The sequence below is a fragment of the Nocardia sichangensis genome (assembly GCF_047200615.1).
Classification (GTDB): Bacteria; Actinomycetota; Actinomycetes; order Mycobacteriales; family Mycobacteriaceae; genus Nocardia; species Nocardia sichangensis.
Map to the genome: position 1 here is coordinate 15,483 of NZ_JBJZOK010000029.1, position 16,402 is coordinate 31,884.

Genomic DNA, 16,402 nt, shown 5'->3' on the forward strand with positions numbered 1-16,402 from the left:
CAGGCGAAAGCGGGCCTACCGGTTCCTGGTCACCGAGGCCACTTGCCGGACCGGCTCAGAGTTCGTCCTGGACGGTGGCGAGGCCGCGGCTCCGGGTTTCGCGCCTGCCGGACGAATCTCGATGAGAGGCAAGCGATGCCGAGAACACACCCCGATTCCGAGACACTTCGATCCGCGTTGGCGTTGGCATCTCGTGCGCCATCGGTGCACAACACCCAGCCCTGGCGGTGGCGGCTGGGGCGCGAGACCGTCCACCTGTACGCCGACGAGAGCCGAAGACTCCCGCACACGGACCCTGACGGACGTGACCTGCTGCTGAGTTGTGGTGCGGCGTTGCATCATCTGCGCGTCGCCGCTCGTGCGGAGGGGTGGGAGTCGGTGATCCATCGGCTACCGAACCCTGCCGCGCCCGAGCATCTCGCCGTCGTGGAATTCCGTCCGACCACATGCACGCCCGAGCACGTCGAGTTGGCGCGCGCCATCGGCAAACGCAGCACGGATCGCCGCCGCTTCAGCTCGTGGGAGGTGCCGCCCGCGTATATCGAGGCCATTGTCGCCGCCGGGGTGGCGACCGGAGTGCTCGTGCGCGATGTCGAGGCCGAACCGGCGCGGACCCAGCTGCTGCGAGCGTTCGAACAGGCGGCCTGGCAGCACGCCCGTGACGTCTCGTACGGCGCCGAACTCGCCCAGTGGAGCGGCAGGCACGCGGCGCCGCAAGGGGTGCCGGCGCGCAACGCGGTGTCGACCGAGGCCGACCCCACGGTGCGTCCGTTCTCGAACCCGGGATTGCCGCAGGCGGTGGTGCGTGACATCGATGCCGCCGACCGGATGATCCTGCTGAGCACCAGCAGTGACGATCGGTTGTCCCAGCTGCGGGCCGGTGAGGCCACGAGCGCGGTGCTGTTGACCGCCACGTCGCTCGGGCTGGCCACTTGCCCATTGACGGAGCCGATGGAGTTGGCCGACACCAGGGAACGCATCCGTGCCCACGTTCTCGACGACAGCGCGCATCCGCAGATGATCGTGCGGATCGGTTGGGCGGTTCCGAGCGCGGATCCGGTCCCGCCCACGCCGCGCCGCCCGCTCGACGAGGTGGTGCATCCGCTGGATCGTTCGGGTTCATGACGAGGCGTGCCCCGGAGGGGTGATCCAAGGTGGCGCGGTATCCGTCGCGGACGGTTCGCCTGTGGCGATGCCGGCCGTGGAACGGCAATCCACTGATGCGCGCTTCGGACCGGTGGGAGGCACTGGTGCGGCTGTTCGCCGCGATGGCAGTGCTGATCGCCGTGCCGCTCGCCGTCGTCGCGGGCACGGCAGGCAGCACGAAGGCTGCGCAGCGGATCCGGGTGGAGAACTCCGCCAAGGTGGCCGTGACGGCGACTGTGGCAGGCGCACCGGAACCGGTGCTGACAGTCGCTGGACAGGACGACGCACGGGCACGGTTCCAAGCGCCGGTGCGGTGGAGCCGGGACGGCCGCGAAGGCAGCGCGACCGTCCCGGTCCCCGGCGCGGCGGAACCCGGCAGCCACGTCACGGTGTGGTTCGATTCGGCCGGGAAGACAACCACACCGCCGCGGCCGTACTCGGACGCGCTGTGGGCCGGAGTCGCGCTCGGCTCGGTCACCTTTGTCGGAATGTGTTTCGGTGCGATGGTTTCGGCTTCATCTACCGCACGGTTGCTCGACCGAATGCGTGGCGCTCGCTTGGCGGCCGAATGGCGGCGTCTGAGCGGACCGATCGGAACGGACATGGAATGACGGACCTGGGATCGAGGAGAGCGCCATGACGGAGAACTCGACCGCGCACGTGGAACCGCCGGATCGGCCGATCGTCGTCGCCGTCGATGGTTCGGCCAGCTCGTATCACGCTGCGGCGTGGGCCGCGGCCGACGCCGCCCTGCATCGTTCCCGACTGCACATCGTGACGTCCGTCGCTGTGCCGCCCGGGTTCGGCCTCGGCGCAACACTGACCGAATCCGATATCGAATGGCTGCGCAAGGACGGGGAACGGGTGCTCACCGAGGCTGCCCGCGTCGCCAGGACCACGGCAACGGGGGAGGCGCTGGCGATCAGTACCGAGTCGACGCTCGAGCCGATAATCCCGGACCTACTGGCCCGGTCCGAGCACGCGAGAATGCTTGTCGTCGGCAGCCGCGGGCTCGGTGCGTATCGGCGCGAGTTGCTCGGATCGGTGAGCACGGCGATGACGCGGCACGCACACTGCCCGGTCGCGGTCGTGCGCTCGACTTCGGCGACCGACGCCTTCTCCGCGGGAAAGCCCGTGCTGGTCGGGGTGGACGGAACCGACAACAGCGTGCCCGCTATCGAAGTCGCCTTCGAGGAGGCCGCGCGACGTAAGGTCGGGCTGATCGCGCTGCACGCGTGGAGCGATTCGAGCGGTATCGATCTCGTGCCCGGCTGGGATGCGGTGGGGGAACGGGAGGACGCGTTGCTCGCCGAGAATCTCGCCGGATTCGGCGAGCGCTACCCGGAGGTGCCGGTGCGGCGTGTGCTGGTGCGTGACCGGCCGGTTCGTTCTCTCGTCGATCAATCGGACGAGGCCCAATTGCTCGTGGTGGGTAGCCACGGCCGCGGCGGGTTCACCGGCATGCTGCTCGGTTCCACCAGCGCGGCGTTGCTGCATACGTCGGAGTGCCCCGTCATCGTGGTGCGTCAGAGCTGACGCGGGCGTCGTTTCGCACCGAGAGCGCCTGCTCGAGCAGCACGCGCCGTTCGGCGGCGGCGATCGCCCGACGGGCCGCGGGCACCGCGTCCGGCGTCACCGAGATCGAGGTGATGCCCATCCGTACCAGGTGTTCGGCGAATTCGGGGCGTGTCGAGGGGCCTGCTCACACAGCGAAGCGGTGATCTTCAGCCGTCGCGCCGTCTCGACGATCCTGCCGATCGCGTCGAGGCGGGATCGGATTCGTCGAACAGCTCGGCGCAGGTGGCGGAGTCGCGGTCCACGCCGTGCATCAGCTGGGTGAGGTCGTTGCCGCCGATCATGAGACGTTTCTTGTCCACGGCACGGCCAGACTCATCTGCCGCAAGGTCACCACATGCTCGTCGGCAGCGCTGTCGAGCAGCCACTGTGCGGCCACTCAGGCGAATGGGCATACAGGGTCCACATACAGGGCGATATCGGCCACGAGATCCTCCTATCGCTAGGCTCCAATACCCAAGGGGGTATATTACACATCAATCACTATACGCAAGGGGGTATGCATCACGACGATCCGATGGATACCCCTAGGGGTATTATGAACTGGCACTGAAAGAGAAAGGGCGCACCCATGGTCGGCGACGAAACCGCTATCACCGAAACACTCAACAGGCTGCGGCGCGCACACGGTCAATTCGCCGGCGTCATCGCCATGATCGAGCAGGGCCGGGACTGCAAAGACGTGGTCACCCAGCTCGCCGCAGTCTCTCGCGCGCTCGACCGCGCCGGATTCAAGATCGTCGCGACCGGATTACGCGAATGCCTGAGCGGGAGCTCCGGCGACGGTCAGCAGCCGATGACCGTCGAAGAGCTGGAGAAGCTGTTCCTCGCTCTGGCCTGACTACGATCGCTCCGCACGGAAGGACCGCATGATGAACCTGGGACTGTCCACCACTTTGCACACCGATTTCGGCGATGCCGTCGACCGGACCCGGGCCGCTCTGAGCGAGCAGGGATTCGGCGTTCTGACCGAGATCGACGTGCGAGCCACACTCGAAGCCAAACTCGACGCGCACATGGAGGATTACCTCATCCTCGGGGCCTGCAATCCGCCCCTGGCGCACGAAGCGGTCGGCATCGATCGGCAGATCGGGCTCCTGCTGCCCTGTAATGTCGTCGTGCGCCGCAACCCCGACTCCGACAGTGAGGTCATCGTGGAAGCGATGAATCCGCGACTGATGGTTCAGGTGTCGAACGAACCGGCGTTGCAACCCATCGCCACTCGGGCTGCCGCCAAACTGCAGGCGGCCATCGACTCCCTGAACTCCGCGAGCCGTGGTGTCTGACTGCGCGGTCGGTCCCGCGTCCCGCTAGAACCAGGTCACCTCTGTTCGGTTCGTCGCGCTTCCCGCACAACCGCCTCCGCCGCGCGTGGGACGGCTGCCGCGACGGGCTCGGACAGGGGTCCCGGTAGTAACCGTCGAAAAACCAACGGATATGGCGAAGCTGCTGCTCAGCGGCGGCGGTCGGCTCCCGGCCTCAGGATCGAGGTCAGCTCGCGCATGGCTTGGGGGACGGTTTGAAGTAGCGGCGCAGGTTCTCGGCCTTGCGGTGCCGGACTTCGCCATGAGTTCGAGCAGGCTCGCGCCGGACTCGCAGATACTACCCCTGGGACCAGGGGGGTGCTGGAGGTGAACACGGGCGCCGGCGGTGACGGTGTCGCCGCCGCGTACCGGCTCCTGGGCGCACGAGGCCTGCACCCGTACATGGATGTGTGCCTGTGGTTCGCACTCGATGGCACAACGAGAACCGGCCAGAGTATCTGGCCGGTTCTCACGTTCCAGGCTCGCACGCTGCGCAGCGGTCCGGTGCGGACCGCTGCGGGCCGAGGACTATTCCTGAGTCAGAGTCAGGGTCCGGTTCTCGGTGGTGTCCTTCTGGATCTCGACCTGGCTCATGTCCTCGGCGTCAGGCGGCAGGTAGGCGAACGCGGCGGTGATCTCGACCGCACGGTCATCGTAGTAATACGTCATGAGTTCAATGCCGTCGCCGTCGTGAGCATCTGCGCGATTCGGGCCCTCGCCGTAGTCGTAGCCCAATGGCACCCTGACCTTCGTCTGCCGAGATTCGCCGTCACAGGTCACCCGATCCAGGGCCTCGTCTTTCATACGGACGGGTCGGCCTTCCGGGCTTTTGAACCGTTCGGACTCGACCTTGACCCACAGGGCGTTGGCCTGGCCGGGTTCGCAGACGTAGGTGATCTCGGCGACGACCCACCAGCTGTAGTCGCCGTGTGCGTCTGGGAACGCTCTCCCGATCCATATGCTGGTCGTTGCGCTGGCCGGCCCGGCCACATTGACCAGTACAGCGGCGGTCAACGCGAGTATCGAAGCGAAAAGTCTTCCACGAACCACTATGTGCGCCTTTCGGTGTCGGTAGGTGGTGGAAAAGATCCGTCGAGCGGACAGCAGCCTAGACCACGCCACACAGCAGTTATGCACAAGTCCTATAAGTGACACCAGAGGGGTTTGCGCGAGTCCCGCGGTAAGCGCGAACCCCAGGTCGGCGACATGGTGGGGCTCGGACCGGGATCCGCGGCGCGGTGCCGCGGTTGGTTCTTCGCGGTCAGTTCCGGAAGGTACTTATAGAGCGTGGTCCGCGATATCCCCAGCAGCCGCGCGATCGAGGACACCGACTCATCCGGCCGGGTCTGCGCCCGCCGGCCGTAGGAACCGATATGGGTCGCATCCACCTTCAACTGCTCGGCCAGTCGTGCCACCGCCACCGGCGGCGCAGTCACCACCCGATCCGGCACGAAGCCCAGCCACGGCAACGTGCACAACGCAATCGCCAGACCCAACCGATCCGCCGGACCCCGGCCCCGGCCCGGGTCAACAAACGCCAGATCTGCCGGAGTCAACGTGAAATACCGGAACAACTCCTCGCGACTGATCTCCGGGAACCCCCGCAGACGCTCCAACTCCTCGTCCGCGAACACCCGCGTCGCCACGAACCCTCAACCTCCACCCGCGCCGACCAACATCATCGGCAGCCAAGCCGAGCGTCAACCACGCACACCCGCACCCAGAACGCGAAAACTCGCTCCCACCAGGGTGTTACGCCATATCCGTTGTTTACGCGCCGTTTCTACCGGAACCCCGGACAGACCGACGCCCGGCTCGAGGCGCACCACATCCACCGCGACTACGACGGCTCCCGTCGTCTCCGCGGTATTTTTTGCCCACGCCGACGGCCACGGCCCACGGCGCGGTCATCGGCGCACACCATGTCGCGGCCCAGGAAGTGGGCCGAGCAGGATATGCGCGGATCGTAGTTCCGGACCGCGCGTTCGCACATCGTGGCCAGCGCGGCGTCATCGAGGTCGAGGTGGTCGGAGACGACGCGCCGCGGATCGTCCAGTCTGGTCAACCGGGAGATGCGCCGCGAGGGACCAAGGTCCCGAATCGCGATTGCCGACGGCATCGGGCCCAGCGGCGACGGTCCAGAGGACCGGCCTGCCTCGCTCGAGTGGTCTTTGGTCACTTCTCCCGGGGACGATCAGCCGCATTCGAGCCTGTGCCGCGGCTCATACCGTTGAGGTCGGCGCCCGGCTGGGTGCTACGCGACCACAGGCTCGGGAGGTCCCCATGACAGAGCAGCGATTCGACGACCCGCATCACCTCGCCACGGCGAAAATCGTTGTCGGCGTGGATGGTTCGGACGGGTCGTGGACCGCCCTCCGGTGGGCGGCGCGGTTCGCGGCCGATCGCGGACGCGAACTCGAGATCCTTCACGGCATGGACGCGGTGGGCAACGACTGGGTACTCGGCGACTACGAGGTCGTGATTCCCTCGGTCCTCGACGTCATCCGGCAACAGGGACAGGATGTGGTCGCCCGGGCCGAACGCGTGGCCCGATCGGTCGCACCCGAGTTGCGTATCTCGTCTCGCGCGACCACCGATACCGGGAAGCAATTGCTGATCGAGCACAGCGCGGAGGCGTACGCGGTCGTGCTCGGTGCGACCGGAAACGCGGGGACGTTCACCCATCTGGGCTCCACGCTGCTGGCCGTGACCGCCCACGCGCGCGGCGCCGTGGTCGTCGTGCGCCCCGACCCTGATGCCGACGGCGCGGTCCACACATCCGGCCCGGTGGTGGTCGGCGTGGACGGTAGCCCCGTCGGCGACGCGGCTATCGAGGCAGCCTTCACGGAAGCGGCCGAACGCGATGTCGAACTCGTCGCTGTCCATGTGTGGAGCGACTGGGACTCCGGGCGCTTCGCCGGTCACGCCCACCGGGCCGAGGCCGAACTCGACAACATCGAGCGGGCGGTTCTCGCCGAGCGTGTCGCGGGGTGGCAGGAGAAGTTCCCCGAGGTTCGCGTCGCACGGAAAGTCGAGGTTTCCGCGCCGGCGTCGCACCTGCTGTCCTGGTCGAACGTGGCGCAGTTGCTGGTCGTTGGCAGTCGCGGACGGGGCGGTTTCGCGGGCATGTTGCTCGGTTCCACCGCGAACACTCTGGTACAGCATGCCTCGTGCCCGGTCATGGTCGTCCACCCGTGATGACCGAGATCGGGCACAGGGCGGTGTAACTTCGACGTACGCGGCGGTAGCCGCCACGGTGCTGCTCGTCGGCGGACCATGTGATATCGGGAGGCGAGTGCCGATGGCGGCGACGGATCGGTGGTCGTGGCCGCGCATCCTCGGCGCGGACGGCCCGGCGGCAGTGATCTGTATCCGGTTGGCGGTGGGGCTGGTGTTCCTCAGTGAGGGGATTCAGAAGTACCTGTATCCGGACAAACTGGGGCCGGGCCGGTTCGAGAAGATCGGCATCCCCGCACCGACGTTCTTCGCGAACTTCGACGGTGTCATCGAAATCGTCTGCGGCGTCTTGATCGTCATCGGACTGCTGACCCGCTTCGCCGCGCTGCCGTTGCTGGTGGATATCAGCTTGGCGATCGTCTTCACCAAGTTGCGTGAGCTGCGCCCGGGCGGGTTCCAGGGAGTGGAAGGCTTCTGGGGAATGGTCCACGACGCGCGCACCGATGTCGCGATGTTGCTCGGGTTGATCTTCCTGATCTGGGCAGGGCCCGGCCGCTGGTCATTGGATGCGTGGCTCACCCGCCGTGCTCAGCACGACGTCCTTGCGTAGTCCCGTCGTAGGAGTGCCCGCGATGGTCACTGTCATGCCCCCGAGATGGCGGGTCTGGCTGCGCCGTGTGGACCATTGCCATCTTGATTCGTGGTTTTTCGATTTTGCGTCCTGTTGGGCAAAAGTTGCCCGATGTAGCCTGCATCGTGCATGAATCACCTTCTGTCGGAACGATTTTCGAACCTCGCCGAAGCATGTATAGAATCCGATCCGGTACAGCGAGTCCCGGCTGAACTTCGGTGAGGAACCACCGAGCGCGAACCCTAGGGGTGAAAAGGAGACAGCATGTCCGGACTGGAGTTCGCGACTCTCCGTGATCAGGTGGCCGCGCTGCGGACGAAAACCATCTCGGCCACCGAACTGCTCGAGCTGACCATCGCGCGGATCGAAAAGTTCGACGACAAGATCAACGCCATCGTGGTGCGGGATTTCGACCGCGCCCGCGCCGCAGCGAAGCAGGCGGACGCGGCGCTGGCGCGCGGTGAGTACGCACCGTTACTGGGCGTGCCGGTGGCGGTGAAGGAATCGTTCAATGTCGCGGGTCTGCCCACGACGTGGGGATTTCCCGATGCGAAGGATTGGCAGCCTGCCGAGGACGCGGCGTTGGTGACGCGGGTGAAGGGTGTGGGCGGTGTTGTCATCGGCAAGACCAATGTGCCGCGCGCCCTGCACGACTGGCAGTCCTACAACGACATCTATGGCACCACCAACAACCCGTGGGACCTGACACGCTCGCCCGGCGGCTCCTCGGGCGGCTCGTCCGCCGCACTCGCGGCAGGGTATGTCTCGCTGGCACTCGGCTCCGACATCGGCGGCTCGCTGCGGGTACCAGCGCATTTCTGCGGCATATACGCCCACAAGCCGTCACGGACGCTGCTGCCGGGTCGGGGGAATACGCCGCCTCGGACGCCTGCGCTGCCGGCCCCGCAAGACCTCGCCGTGGTCGGGCCCATGACGCGCAGTGCCGCCGACCTGACGTTGGCGACCCTGTTGCTCGCCGGTCCCGACGAGGTGGAGGCGGTCGCATACAAGCTCGCGCTGCCACCGCCGCGCAGCGCCGAGTTCGACGACTTCCGGGTGCTGGTCATCGACACTCATCCGTTGTTGCCGACGTCGACCGTCATCCGCGACGGGTTCGACCGGATCGCTCGAGGGCTCGAAAAGGCTGGTGCCGCGGTCGCCCGGCACAGCGCGCTGCTGCCCGACCTCACATTGACGGCGAACACCTATCTGACACTGCTGATGTCGCAGTTCGGCGCGGATGCGCCGGTCGATACCTACCGAGCGCTCCAAGCCGCCGTTGCCGACATTCCGCCGAACTCCGACCGTCCGGAGGATGTCATCCGCCGCGCGTTCGTGGCCGGCCACGGCGACTGGATCAGGGCGGACCGTGTCCGTATGGTCCTGGCCGACCAGTGGCGACGCCTGTTCGACGAATTCGACGTGGTGCTGTGCCCGATCACGCCGACGCCTGCCTTCCCGCATGACCATTCGGACATGGACACTCGCACTATCGATATCGACGGCACCACGCACCCCTATAACTACCACCTGGTGTGGGCGAGTATCGCGACACTGCTCGGGCTACCGTCTACCGCAACGCCGATCGGGCGCTCGCCCGAGGGGCTGCCCTACGGCATGCAGATCATCGGCCCCTATCTCGAAGACCACACCACGTTGCGGTTCGCGGAGTTGATCGAGCAGGAGTTCGGCGGATTCAGCCCGCCGCCCGGTTTCGTCTGAGGGAGGTCGACTCGCTTCGCTCTTGTCGCGGGCCCGAAGGGTGCGCTGATCGGATCCGGTGACGAACCGGTAAAACCGCTGTGCGGCTCGGCTGGACCGGTAGCGTTGTTCCAGCACTCGGCTTTGTGTCTGCGTCCGGCTTTCGCCGGGACGACGGTATGGCGATCGCTGGAGGAGTGGTGGCCCGGGTATTCATCAGCCACGCCGGCACAGACCGGGCGTGGGCCGACGAGATCCACGGTTGGCTGGTCGCGGAGCGGCACGAGGTGTTCCTGGACCAGCATCCGGTCGACGGCCTTGCCGCAGGGGAGGAATGGGAGCAGCGGCTCTACGAGCGTTTGCGATGGGCCGACGCGGTGGTCTGCGTCATCACCCCGACCTACCTTCGATCTACCTGGTGCGCAATCGAAATCGGCATCGCGAAAACCCTCGGCAGCAGATTGCTTCCAGTGCGTGCGGCGGCGGGCGCGACACATCCGCTGCTGAAATCGATCCAGCAGCCCGACGCCGTGGCCGATGCCGACGCGGCGCGGGCTGGACTGGCGCGATCGTTGCGCGCGCTGGACGCGGGCGGAGGATCGGGCTGGCCGGACGACCAGTCGCCGTACCCCGGCTTGGCGTCGTTCGAGACCGCCCAGCACCGGGTCTTCTTCGGGCGCGCACGGGAGGCGAGCGCGATCGCTGAGCGATTGCGCGCCCCCGCCTTCCGATCCACCCCCTCGGTCTTGCTGGTCATCGGACCATCAGGATGCGGCAAATCCTCCCTGGTGCGCGCCGGTGTCATCCCGTTGATCGCGGAGGAAAATTACTGGCTGCCAATGGAACCGATGACGCCCGGCGTGGACCCTGTGGGTGCGCTTGCCCGGACGCTGGCGATCGCCAGACGACGGACCGGACTCGACTGGCAACTGTCATCGGTGCGCGACCGCCTGGCGAAAGACGGCTTGCGAGAAGTCTCGGATGAGATATTGATCGCGGACGAGTCGAGCCGCCGGCGCAAACTGCTGTTGGTGGTCGACCAATTCGAGGAATTGTTCCGACGCGCCGAGCCCGCGCAGCGCGCGGAGTTCACCGAACTGCTCGCCCCGGCGATCGGCGGGCCCGTGCAAGTGCTGGCCACCTTGCGGACGGAATTCCTCGACCAAATGATCGTCGATCCTGCGATGAGCTCATTGTCGACCGAAACGTATCCTTTGCGCCCACTGCGGAAAGGCGGACTTCGCGAGGCCATCGAACGACCTGCGCGGGTGGCCGGTTTCCGCATCGACGACGGCCTCGTCACCGAGCTGCTCGCCGACACCGACAGCGGTGAGGCGCTGCCCTTGCTGGCATTCGCACTGGAGCGACTGGCCGACGGTGTGCACCGCGGTGGGACGCTCTCATTACAACGCTACGACGAAACCGGCGGTGTACGAGGCGCGCTGGTACGTCAGGCCGAAGTGGCGCTGGCGGAAGCCCGCGCGGCCACCACCCTCACCGACAACCAGATCATCGACGTGATGCTGCGCCTGGTGACCGTCGACGAACGGGGCGTGCCCACCCGCGCCCGGATACCGCGCGACGAGCTGACCGAAACCGACGCCACGGTCGTCGACGCGTTCGTCACGCAACGACTGCTCACCATCGATGAAGAAGACAGACGAATCGTCGTCTCGGCGGCACACGAAGCGTTTCTGCAACACTGGCCGCTACTGCGAGACGCGATCGAGAAGGAGGGCAAGGCGCTGCGCGCCCGCCGCGCGATCGAGGAAGCCGCCGCTGACTGGAAGCAGGACCGCGCGGCGACCAGGCTCTGGGAGCGTGGACGACTGGAGTCGGCGATGGACGACACCGGCGCACGCATGCGCGTCCAACGGAGGCCGAATCTGCGCACGTGGCCACCGCGCCTACGTCGACTGGCGACCAACCGTGTCGACCTCAGCTCCAGCGCGAAGGAATTTCTCGAGCGTAGCTATCGCAGAGATCGCTTCCGGCGTGGGCGCGCGACGGCCGTGCTGTCCACTCTGCTCGTCGCGGCGCTGGTCGCCGCGACAATCGCGGTGATCCAGCAGCGCAAGGCTGTCGACCAGCAACGCACAACTGTCGCACGCGCGCTGCTCACGGATGCGCAAGGCCTGTTTCAAGCCGAACCGCGCACCTCGATCCGTCTCGCGCTGGCGGCCGACACTATTCACCCAAGTGTCGAAACCCGCAACTGGCTTGTGGACTGGCTCGCCACCACCTACTACGGCGGAACGCTCGACGGCAACGGACGAGAGGTGAGCCATACCGTGTTCTCCCCGGACGGTCACATGCTCGCGGTACAGACCTATGACGGCGTCATCGCGCTGTGGGATCTCACAGATCCGCGCGGACCGCGCCGGTACGGCGATCCGTTGACCGGCCCGAGTACCCTCGCGGAGCCTGTGTTTTCACCGGACGGACGCCGACTACTGACCGGTGCGGGGATCGATATCGATGCCAGGAACGCCAGACTCGGTATGGTCTCGCACGATCACACCTTCGACGGAAACGGCCTGGAAGGCGTGCTGGAGTGGGATGCCAGCGATCCGAGCCATCGGCTGGTCGGCAAACGCCTGCTGCCGGACATCGATGAGAAGACACAAATGGTGCTGGACTCCGGTGGGGCCTTCGGGGTCACTTTCGGCTGGACCCAGCCGACGCGGCTGTGGGACTTCACTGGTCCGCCGCGAGCGGTAACGCTGGCGCCGCAGGAACAACACGCCGATGCGGTCGCGATTTCGCCCGATCGGCGGACACTCGCCACCGGTGTTCCCGGAGGTGTATTCCTATGGGACGTTTCGGACCTCGGCACACCACACCAGATCGGGAGAATCGAAGCCCAACTGCCCGGACGATCGCCACTCGGCCCCGACGCACTTGCCTTCTCACCAGGCGGGGGAATCTTGGCGGTTTATCTGGACCTCGCCGGGCTCACCCGCTGGGACGTGGGCGATCCCACCCGCCCGCAACAGCTGGGTGCGGCTATGCGAGCGACCCGCCATTTCGCATTCGCACCGGCGACGGGTCGACTCGCCGTAGCGTATGGCAACGCGGCATACCTTTACGATCTCGACGATCCAGCAAACCCGCGACAGTGGCGCGGGGCGTGGGTCGGCCAGCCGAGCGATGTCAGCGCCGTAGGGGTCGCCAGCACCGGCCGAGTTGCCACCGGTGCTCGGGATGGTCGCGTCACGCTGTGGGACAGCGAATTTCGCGTTCAGCCCAAGCCTGCCGGTCCGTCGTTGTACGGAAGTTTCGATAGGAAGAGGCCACCCTGCTGTGTCACCACAGTCGGTGACTTGATGGCGATCGGCGGCGCCAACGGCAACGTCGACCTCTGGGATATCTCGAACTCGCGAGTCCCGCTCCGACTCGCCACCTGGAATGCCGAGCACGTCGATTTCTCGAGGAACGATCACCGACTGTCGGCGGTCGCCTTGTCCGCTGACGGCAAGACGGTGGCCACAGGCGGGCCGGACCGGACGGTATCGCTGTGGGACATCAGCGATCGCGCCCATCCTCGTCGTCTCGGACCACCTCTGACCGGGCTCGGCGGAATCGTGCGGGCGATCGTGTTCACACCTGACGGCAATCGCCTCGCCGCGGGCTCCGACAAGAACTCACTGGTGTGGGACATCAGCAAGCGGGAAACGCCGCGCCGGATCGGACGCGGCTTGCGCGACCGTCAGATAACAGGACTGACATTTACCGATGGCCGCCTACTCGCCCTCGGCTGGAACGGCGGGAATGCCGCGTTATGGGACCTCACGAATCCCGATGAACCGTCGTTGGCCGGCATGGCACCCACCAGAGTGATGGTCGGTAGGCTCGCATACTCGCCCGCCGCACGAGTCCTGGTCACGAGCAGCACGGACAAGACCATACAGCTCTGGGACATGAAGGATCTCGCACATCCGCGTCGGCTCGGCGACCCGCTGCGGGACACCATGGGCGGCGATGTCGACGTGATCTTCGATCAGACCGGCCGCCTGCTCACGGAACTGGGGTTGGATGGAAGGATCCTTCTGTGGGATATCACTGATCCAGCACGTCCGGTACAAGTCGGCGACCCGATCGACGCCAGGGCCGATGCGGTGGCCGGTGCTCAATTGAGTACGGACGGTGACACACTGGTCGCGGTGTACAGCGATGGCCCAGCGGTCATCTGGGACTTGAGCGCGCTGAACGAATTGCGTCGGCGAACGGTCGAAATCGCCTGCGCGACTGTGGGCACGGGGCTTGATCCCGCTGGCTGGCAGCAATATGTCCCGACGATCGAATACCGCCGGACTTGCCCGTAACGTTTACGGCTTGCGCATCAGCCGCACCGCTCGGCCACCATTTCTGTCAGTGATGAGGATCTCGCCGTGCGGTTCGACGGCGATTCCGCTGATCGCGCCGAGTTCGGCGTACGGCAACCTAATCGGCGTCGTCGATCCGGCCGGAATCCGCCACAATCTCCCGTCCTGTGTGGACGCGCCGACCATACTGGCCGTGTCCGGAATCCAGGCGTTGTCGGCCAGCAGCAGCGCTCCGTCGTGATCGAAGGCGAGCGCGGCGACCGCTTCGCCGGCAGGCAGCGGAGTTTCGGTGGGCGTCACCGAACCCGGCGGGATACGCAGCAGTCGATTGACCGGGGCGGTGCTCGTCACCACCAACTCGCCGGCGTCGGAAACCGTGATCGGCGCACCGAGGTGATCGACCGTCAACAGCACAACCTGCGTACTGGAGCCTGCCGGGAACTTCAGGATTCGGGCGTTGTCCGGGTCGGTGATGTACACATTCCCCGTACGGTCGACCGCGACGCCGGCTCCGTTCGCACGTTCGGAACTATTCAGGTCGGCCGCGCCGAACCCCACTAGCGGCAACAGCGCGATATTTTTCGTGTCGGCCGCCACCTTAAGCACCTGACCGTGCTGATAGTCGCAGACATAGAGCTGAGCGTCCTGTCCGATGGCGAAACCCGAGGGCCAGTGCAGATCCGGCAGACCGATGCGCTCCGGAGTGTATCGCCCGGAGGGCAGCCGCTGGATGCCCTCGTTCTCGGACACGTAGACGTCTCCGCTCGCGGAGACCGCGATGCCACTCGGCCCCGAAACCGGCATCGGCAGCTCGGTTTGCGCCGCCCAGCCCCACATGTCCCGGTTCGAACGTTGAGCCGGCCACCACACCCAAACCGCCACGCCCACCGCCACCACCACGACAACCCCCGCCGCGATCCACCCTCCCCTCGACCGCAGCCTCATATTCAGCATTTGGCCGGTACCGTGTCGCCCGCCAGGCGGAACTCGAACCGGATCGCGCCCGGGCTCTGCGCGGGCAGGACGATGGCCGCGCCGTGCCCGGGCCTCCAGGTCCGGGGGACCAGGACGTAGTGGTCACCGATGCGGCTCAGTGGCGCCAGCCCGTCGTAGCGGAACCGGTAGGCGGATCCGGTGTCGGGGTCGGGGTCGCAGGGCGTCGTTCGGACATCCGGCCCGGAAAGGTGCAATTCCTTTTCGCTGTAGATGATGACTTGGGAACTGGTGGGCAGTTGCGCGGCCCATTCCCGAGCTCGGGTCTGACCGACCGCGACCGAGTAATCGGTGGCGATCCAGAACAAATTGATGCCGACCATGAGAAACAGGATCACCCACTCCGCGACCGCTGCCGCCTGCGACGGTGGCGGCGCTGTCGCAGGCAGGCTTTCACGCAGACGCTTACGACGCAGCACGACCAGCAGCCAGAACACCAGCACCCCAGCGATGATCGACACCGGTGCCACGCACAAACCCTTGTTGATCGGGGTCACTACGTATATCCGGGACAGCCCGTTGACGAGGACCGCCCCGGCGATCAGCACGATCGCGGCGGTGGCCCACCGCCCCGGTCGACGGGTGCGGATCGAATCCGGAAGCGCGACGTATCCCCACAGCACCGCCATACCGATGAGACCGACGAGTGTCAGCGGCACGAACAGTGCGTCGACGGTGCGCATCAGGTACTCACGGATGCTCGGATTCAGCGTCGTCGAGTCGACACCGAAGTAGTTGAAGTACCAGTAGACATGCGCCCATCCGAAGTAGAACAGGACGGCGGTGAGCAACGTAGTCGGCGCGACCAGTTGCCCGATGGATCGTGCGACGTGACCAAACCCGTCGAACGCCGAACCCGTTGCGGGTGTCGACGCCTGCTCATCTGGTGGTGGTGACACGTGGCTTGCTCGTCGCCGTCTCGGTGGGCGTTTGGGTTCGGGTGGTCGAGTCGGTTCCGGTAGGGGAGACGGTTCTCGTGGGGGAGGTGGTGTCGGATGTCTTCGGTTCGAAGCCTTCTGTGCCGCAGGGAACTTTCTGCGGGGACAGTGTTCCCGTGAGCAGCGTCAGTGTCGAGCCGGACATCAGAATCAACGACCCGTTCACCGACTCTCCGGTCGGGGTCGAATCCTGCTTCGCGCCGGAGAATCCGGAGTACTGGCAAATGCTGCGGTAGGTGTCGGCCTTGTCTTGTGCAACGGCAACGCTCGCGCAGCCGCCGCACGCCGCGGCTATGCGCTGCACTGCCAACTCTTTGACCGCGACGATTGGTGCGCCCTGGAGTTCGGTGAACGCCGGAATCCGGAAGGGCGCCCCGGCCGCCATACCGGCATCGGTTTTGCCTGGTCGCCCCGGCGCTTCATCACCCGGCGGGGCATCGGTTCCGGACAACAGTTGGGTCGTCGTCGCAGTGCCCGCTTGCGGGTCGGGTATCGACGTGGCGCATGCCGATAACGCGAGCGCCGCCCCACCCACGACCATCATTCGCCGAGCGAACATTCTTTCCCTCCCCCCATTCCGGAACACGATTACGTCGGTGCTCAGTCAACGCG

The 16,402-nt window shown here is 66.2% G+C and carries 14 protein-coding genes and 1 pseudogene; 9 read left to right on the forward strand and 6 right to left on the reverse strand.

Features of this window, described 5'->3' with window-relative positions; genetic code table 11:
- The first annotated feature begins 135 nt into the window (after positions 1 to 135).
- The 3 genes from ACL03I_RS30855 to ACL03I_RS30865 are packed head-to-tail and all read left to right on the forward strand — an operon-like array spanning position 136 to position 2,682.
- Positions 136 to 1,125, forward strand: coding sequence for an Acg family FMN-binding oxidoreductase (locus ACL03I_RS30855; RefSeq protein WP_412807596.1), 990 nt, complete (start codon positions 136 to 138; stop codon positions 1,123 to 1,125).
- A 29-nt stretch (positions 1,126 to 1,154) separates the two neighbouring features.
- Positions 1,155 to 1,757 carry an Rv1733c family protein gene (locus ACL03I_RS30860; protein ID WP_452492558.1) on the forward strand — a complete coding sequence of 201 codons (603 nt, stop codon included), beginning with the start codon at positions 1,155 to 1,157 and terminating at the stop codon, positions 1,755 to 1,757.
- Positions 1,758 to 1,782: 25 nt separating this feature from the next.
- Entirely contained in the window at positions 1,783 to 2,682 is a 900-nt protein-coding gene (locus tag ACL03I_RS30865; RefSeq protein ID WP_412807598.1) for a universal stress protein, read from the forward strand.
- On the opposite strand, the pseudogene ACL03I_RS30870 reads toward ACL03I_RS30865, so the two are convergent.
- A pseudogene (locus tag ACL03I_RS30870) lies at positions 2,660 to 3,002 on the reverse strand (putative PEP-binding protein); the annotation flags it as partial. The gene ACL03I_RS30865 and the pseudogene ACL03I_RS30870 sit on opposite strands and share 23 nt — an antisense overlap.
- Before the next feature lie 290 nt (positions 3,003 to 3,292).
- On the opposite strand from ACL03I_RS30870, the gene ACL03I_RS30875 reads away from it, so the two are divergent.
- Together ACL03I_RS30875 and ACL03I_RS30880 are read left to right on the forward strand one after the other, a co-directional pair.
- Complete coding sequence (locus ACL03I_RS30875; RefSeq protein WP_412807599.1) at positions 3,293 to 3,562, forward strand: metal-sensitive transcriptional regulator; 270 nt, start codon at positions 3,293 to 3,295, stop codon at positions 3,560 to 3,562.
- A gap of 31 nt (positions 3,563 to 3,593) precedes the next feature.
- Positions 3,594 to 4,007 carry a DUF302 domain-containing protein gene (locus ACL03I_RS30880; protein WP_355078202.1) on the forward strand — a complete coding sequence of 138 codons (414 nt, stop codon included), beginning with the start codon at positions 3,594 to 3,596 and terminating at the stop codon, positions 4,005 to 4,007.
- Positions 4,008 to 4,553: 546 nt separating this feature from the next.
- Here the strand turns inward: ACL03I_RS30880 and ACL03I_RS30885 are convergent.
- Together ACL03I_RS30885 and ACL03I_RS30890 are read right to left on the reverse strand one after the other, a co-directional pair.
- Positions 4,554 to 5,039 (reverse strand): hypothetical protein, encoded by a 486-nt coding sequence (locus tag ACL03I_RS30885; protein WP_397278127.1) that lies wholly within the window; start codon positions 5,037 to 5,039, stop codon positions 4,554 to 4,556.
- 128 nt (positions 5,040 to 5,167) lie between these two features.
- Complete coding sequence (locus ACL03I_RS30890) at positions 5,168 to 5,671, reverse strand: DUF4158 domain-containing protein (protein ID WP_412807600.1); 504 nt, start codon at positions 5,669 to 5,671, stop codon at positions 5,168 to 5,170.
- A 637-nt stretch (positions 5,672 to 6,308) separates the two neighbouring features.
- Here ACL03I_RS30890 and ACL03I_RS30895 point away from each other — a divergent pair.
- From ACL03I_RS30895 to ACL03I_RS30910, 4 genes are all read left to right on the forward strand, one after another.
- A complete protein-coding gene (locus ACL03I_RS30895) occupies positions 6,309 to 7,223 on the forward strand; it encodes a universal stress protein (RefSeq protein ID WP_397278371.1) in 915 nt (304 codons plus the stop codon).
- Between the two features lie 103 nt (positions 7,224 to 7,326).
- The gene (locus tag ACL03I_RS30900) at positions 7,327 to 7,812 is read left to right on the forward strand and encodes a DoxX family protein (protein WP_355078170.1); all 486 of its coding nucleotides are present in this window, start codon (positions 7,327 to 7,329) and stop codon (positions 7,810 to 7,812) included.
- A gap of 285 nt (positions 7,813 to 8,097) precedes the next feature.
- Complete coding sequence (locus ACL03I_RS30905) at positions 8,098 to 9,555, forward strand: amidase (RefSeq protein WP_364425319.1); 1,458 nt, start codon at positions 8,098 to 8,100, stop codon at positions 9,553 to 9,555.
- A gap of 158 nt (positions 9,556 to 9,713) precedes the next feature.
- Positions 9,714 to 13,859 carry an nSTAND1 domain-containing NTPase gene (locus tag ACL03I_RS30910; RefSeq protein ID WP_412807601.1) on the forward strand — a complete coding sequence of 1,382 codons (4,146 nt, stop codon included), beginning with the start codon at positions 9,714 to 9,716 and terminating at the stop codon, positions 13,857 to 13,859.
- A gap of 3 nt (positions 13,860 to 13,862) precedes the next feature.
- Here ACL03I_RS30910 and ACL03I_RS30915 read toward each other — a convergent pair whose 3' ends face one another.
- The 3 genes from ACL03I_RS30915 to ACL03I_RS30925 form a co-directional block, all read right to left on the reverse strand.
- A complete protein-coding gene (locus ACL03I_RS30915; RefSeq protein ID WP_412807602.1) occupies positions 13,863 to 14,663 on the reverse strand; it encodes an NHL repeat-containing protein in 801 nt (266 codons plus the stop codon).
- Between the two features lie 143 nt (positions 14,664 to 14,806).
- Positions 14,807 to 15,751 (reverse strand): hypothetical protein, encoded by a 945-nt coding sequence (locus ACL03I_RS30920; protein ID WP_397278364.1) that lies wholly within the window; start codon positions 15,749 to 15,751, stop codon positions 14,807 to 14,809.
- Entirely contained in the window at positions 15,732 to 16,325 is a 594-nt protein-coding gene (locus tag ACL03I_RS30925) for a hypothetical protein (RefSeq protein ID WP_412807603.1), read from the reverse strand. The genes ACL03I_RS30920 and ACL03I_RS30925 overlap by 20 nt, the downstream gene beginning before the upstream one ends.
- Between the last annotated feature and the right edge of the window lie 77 nt (positions 16,326 to 16,402).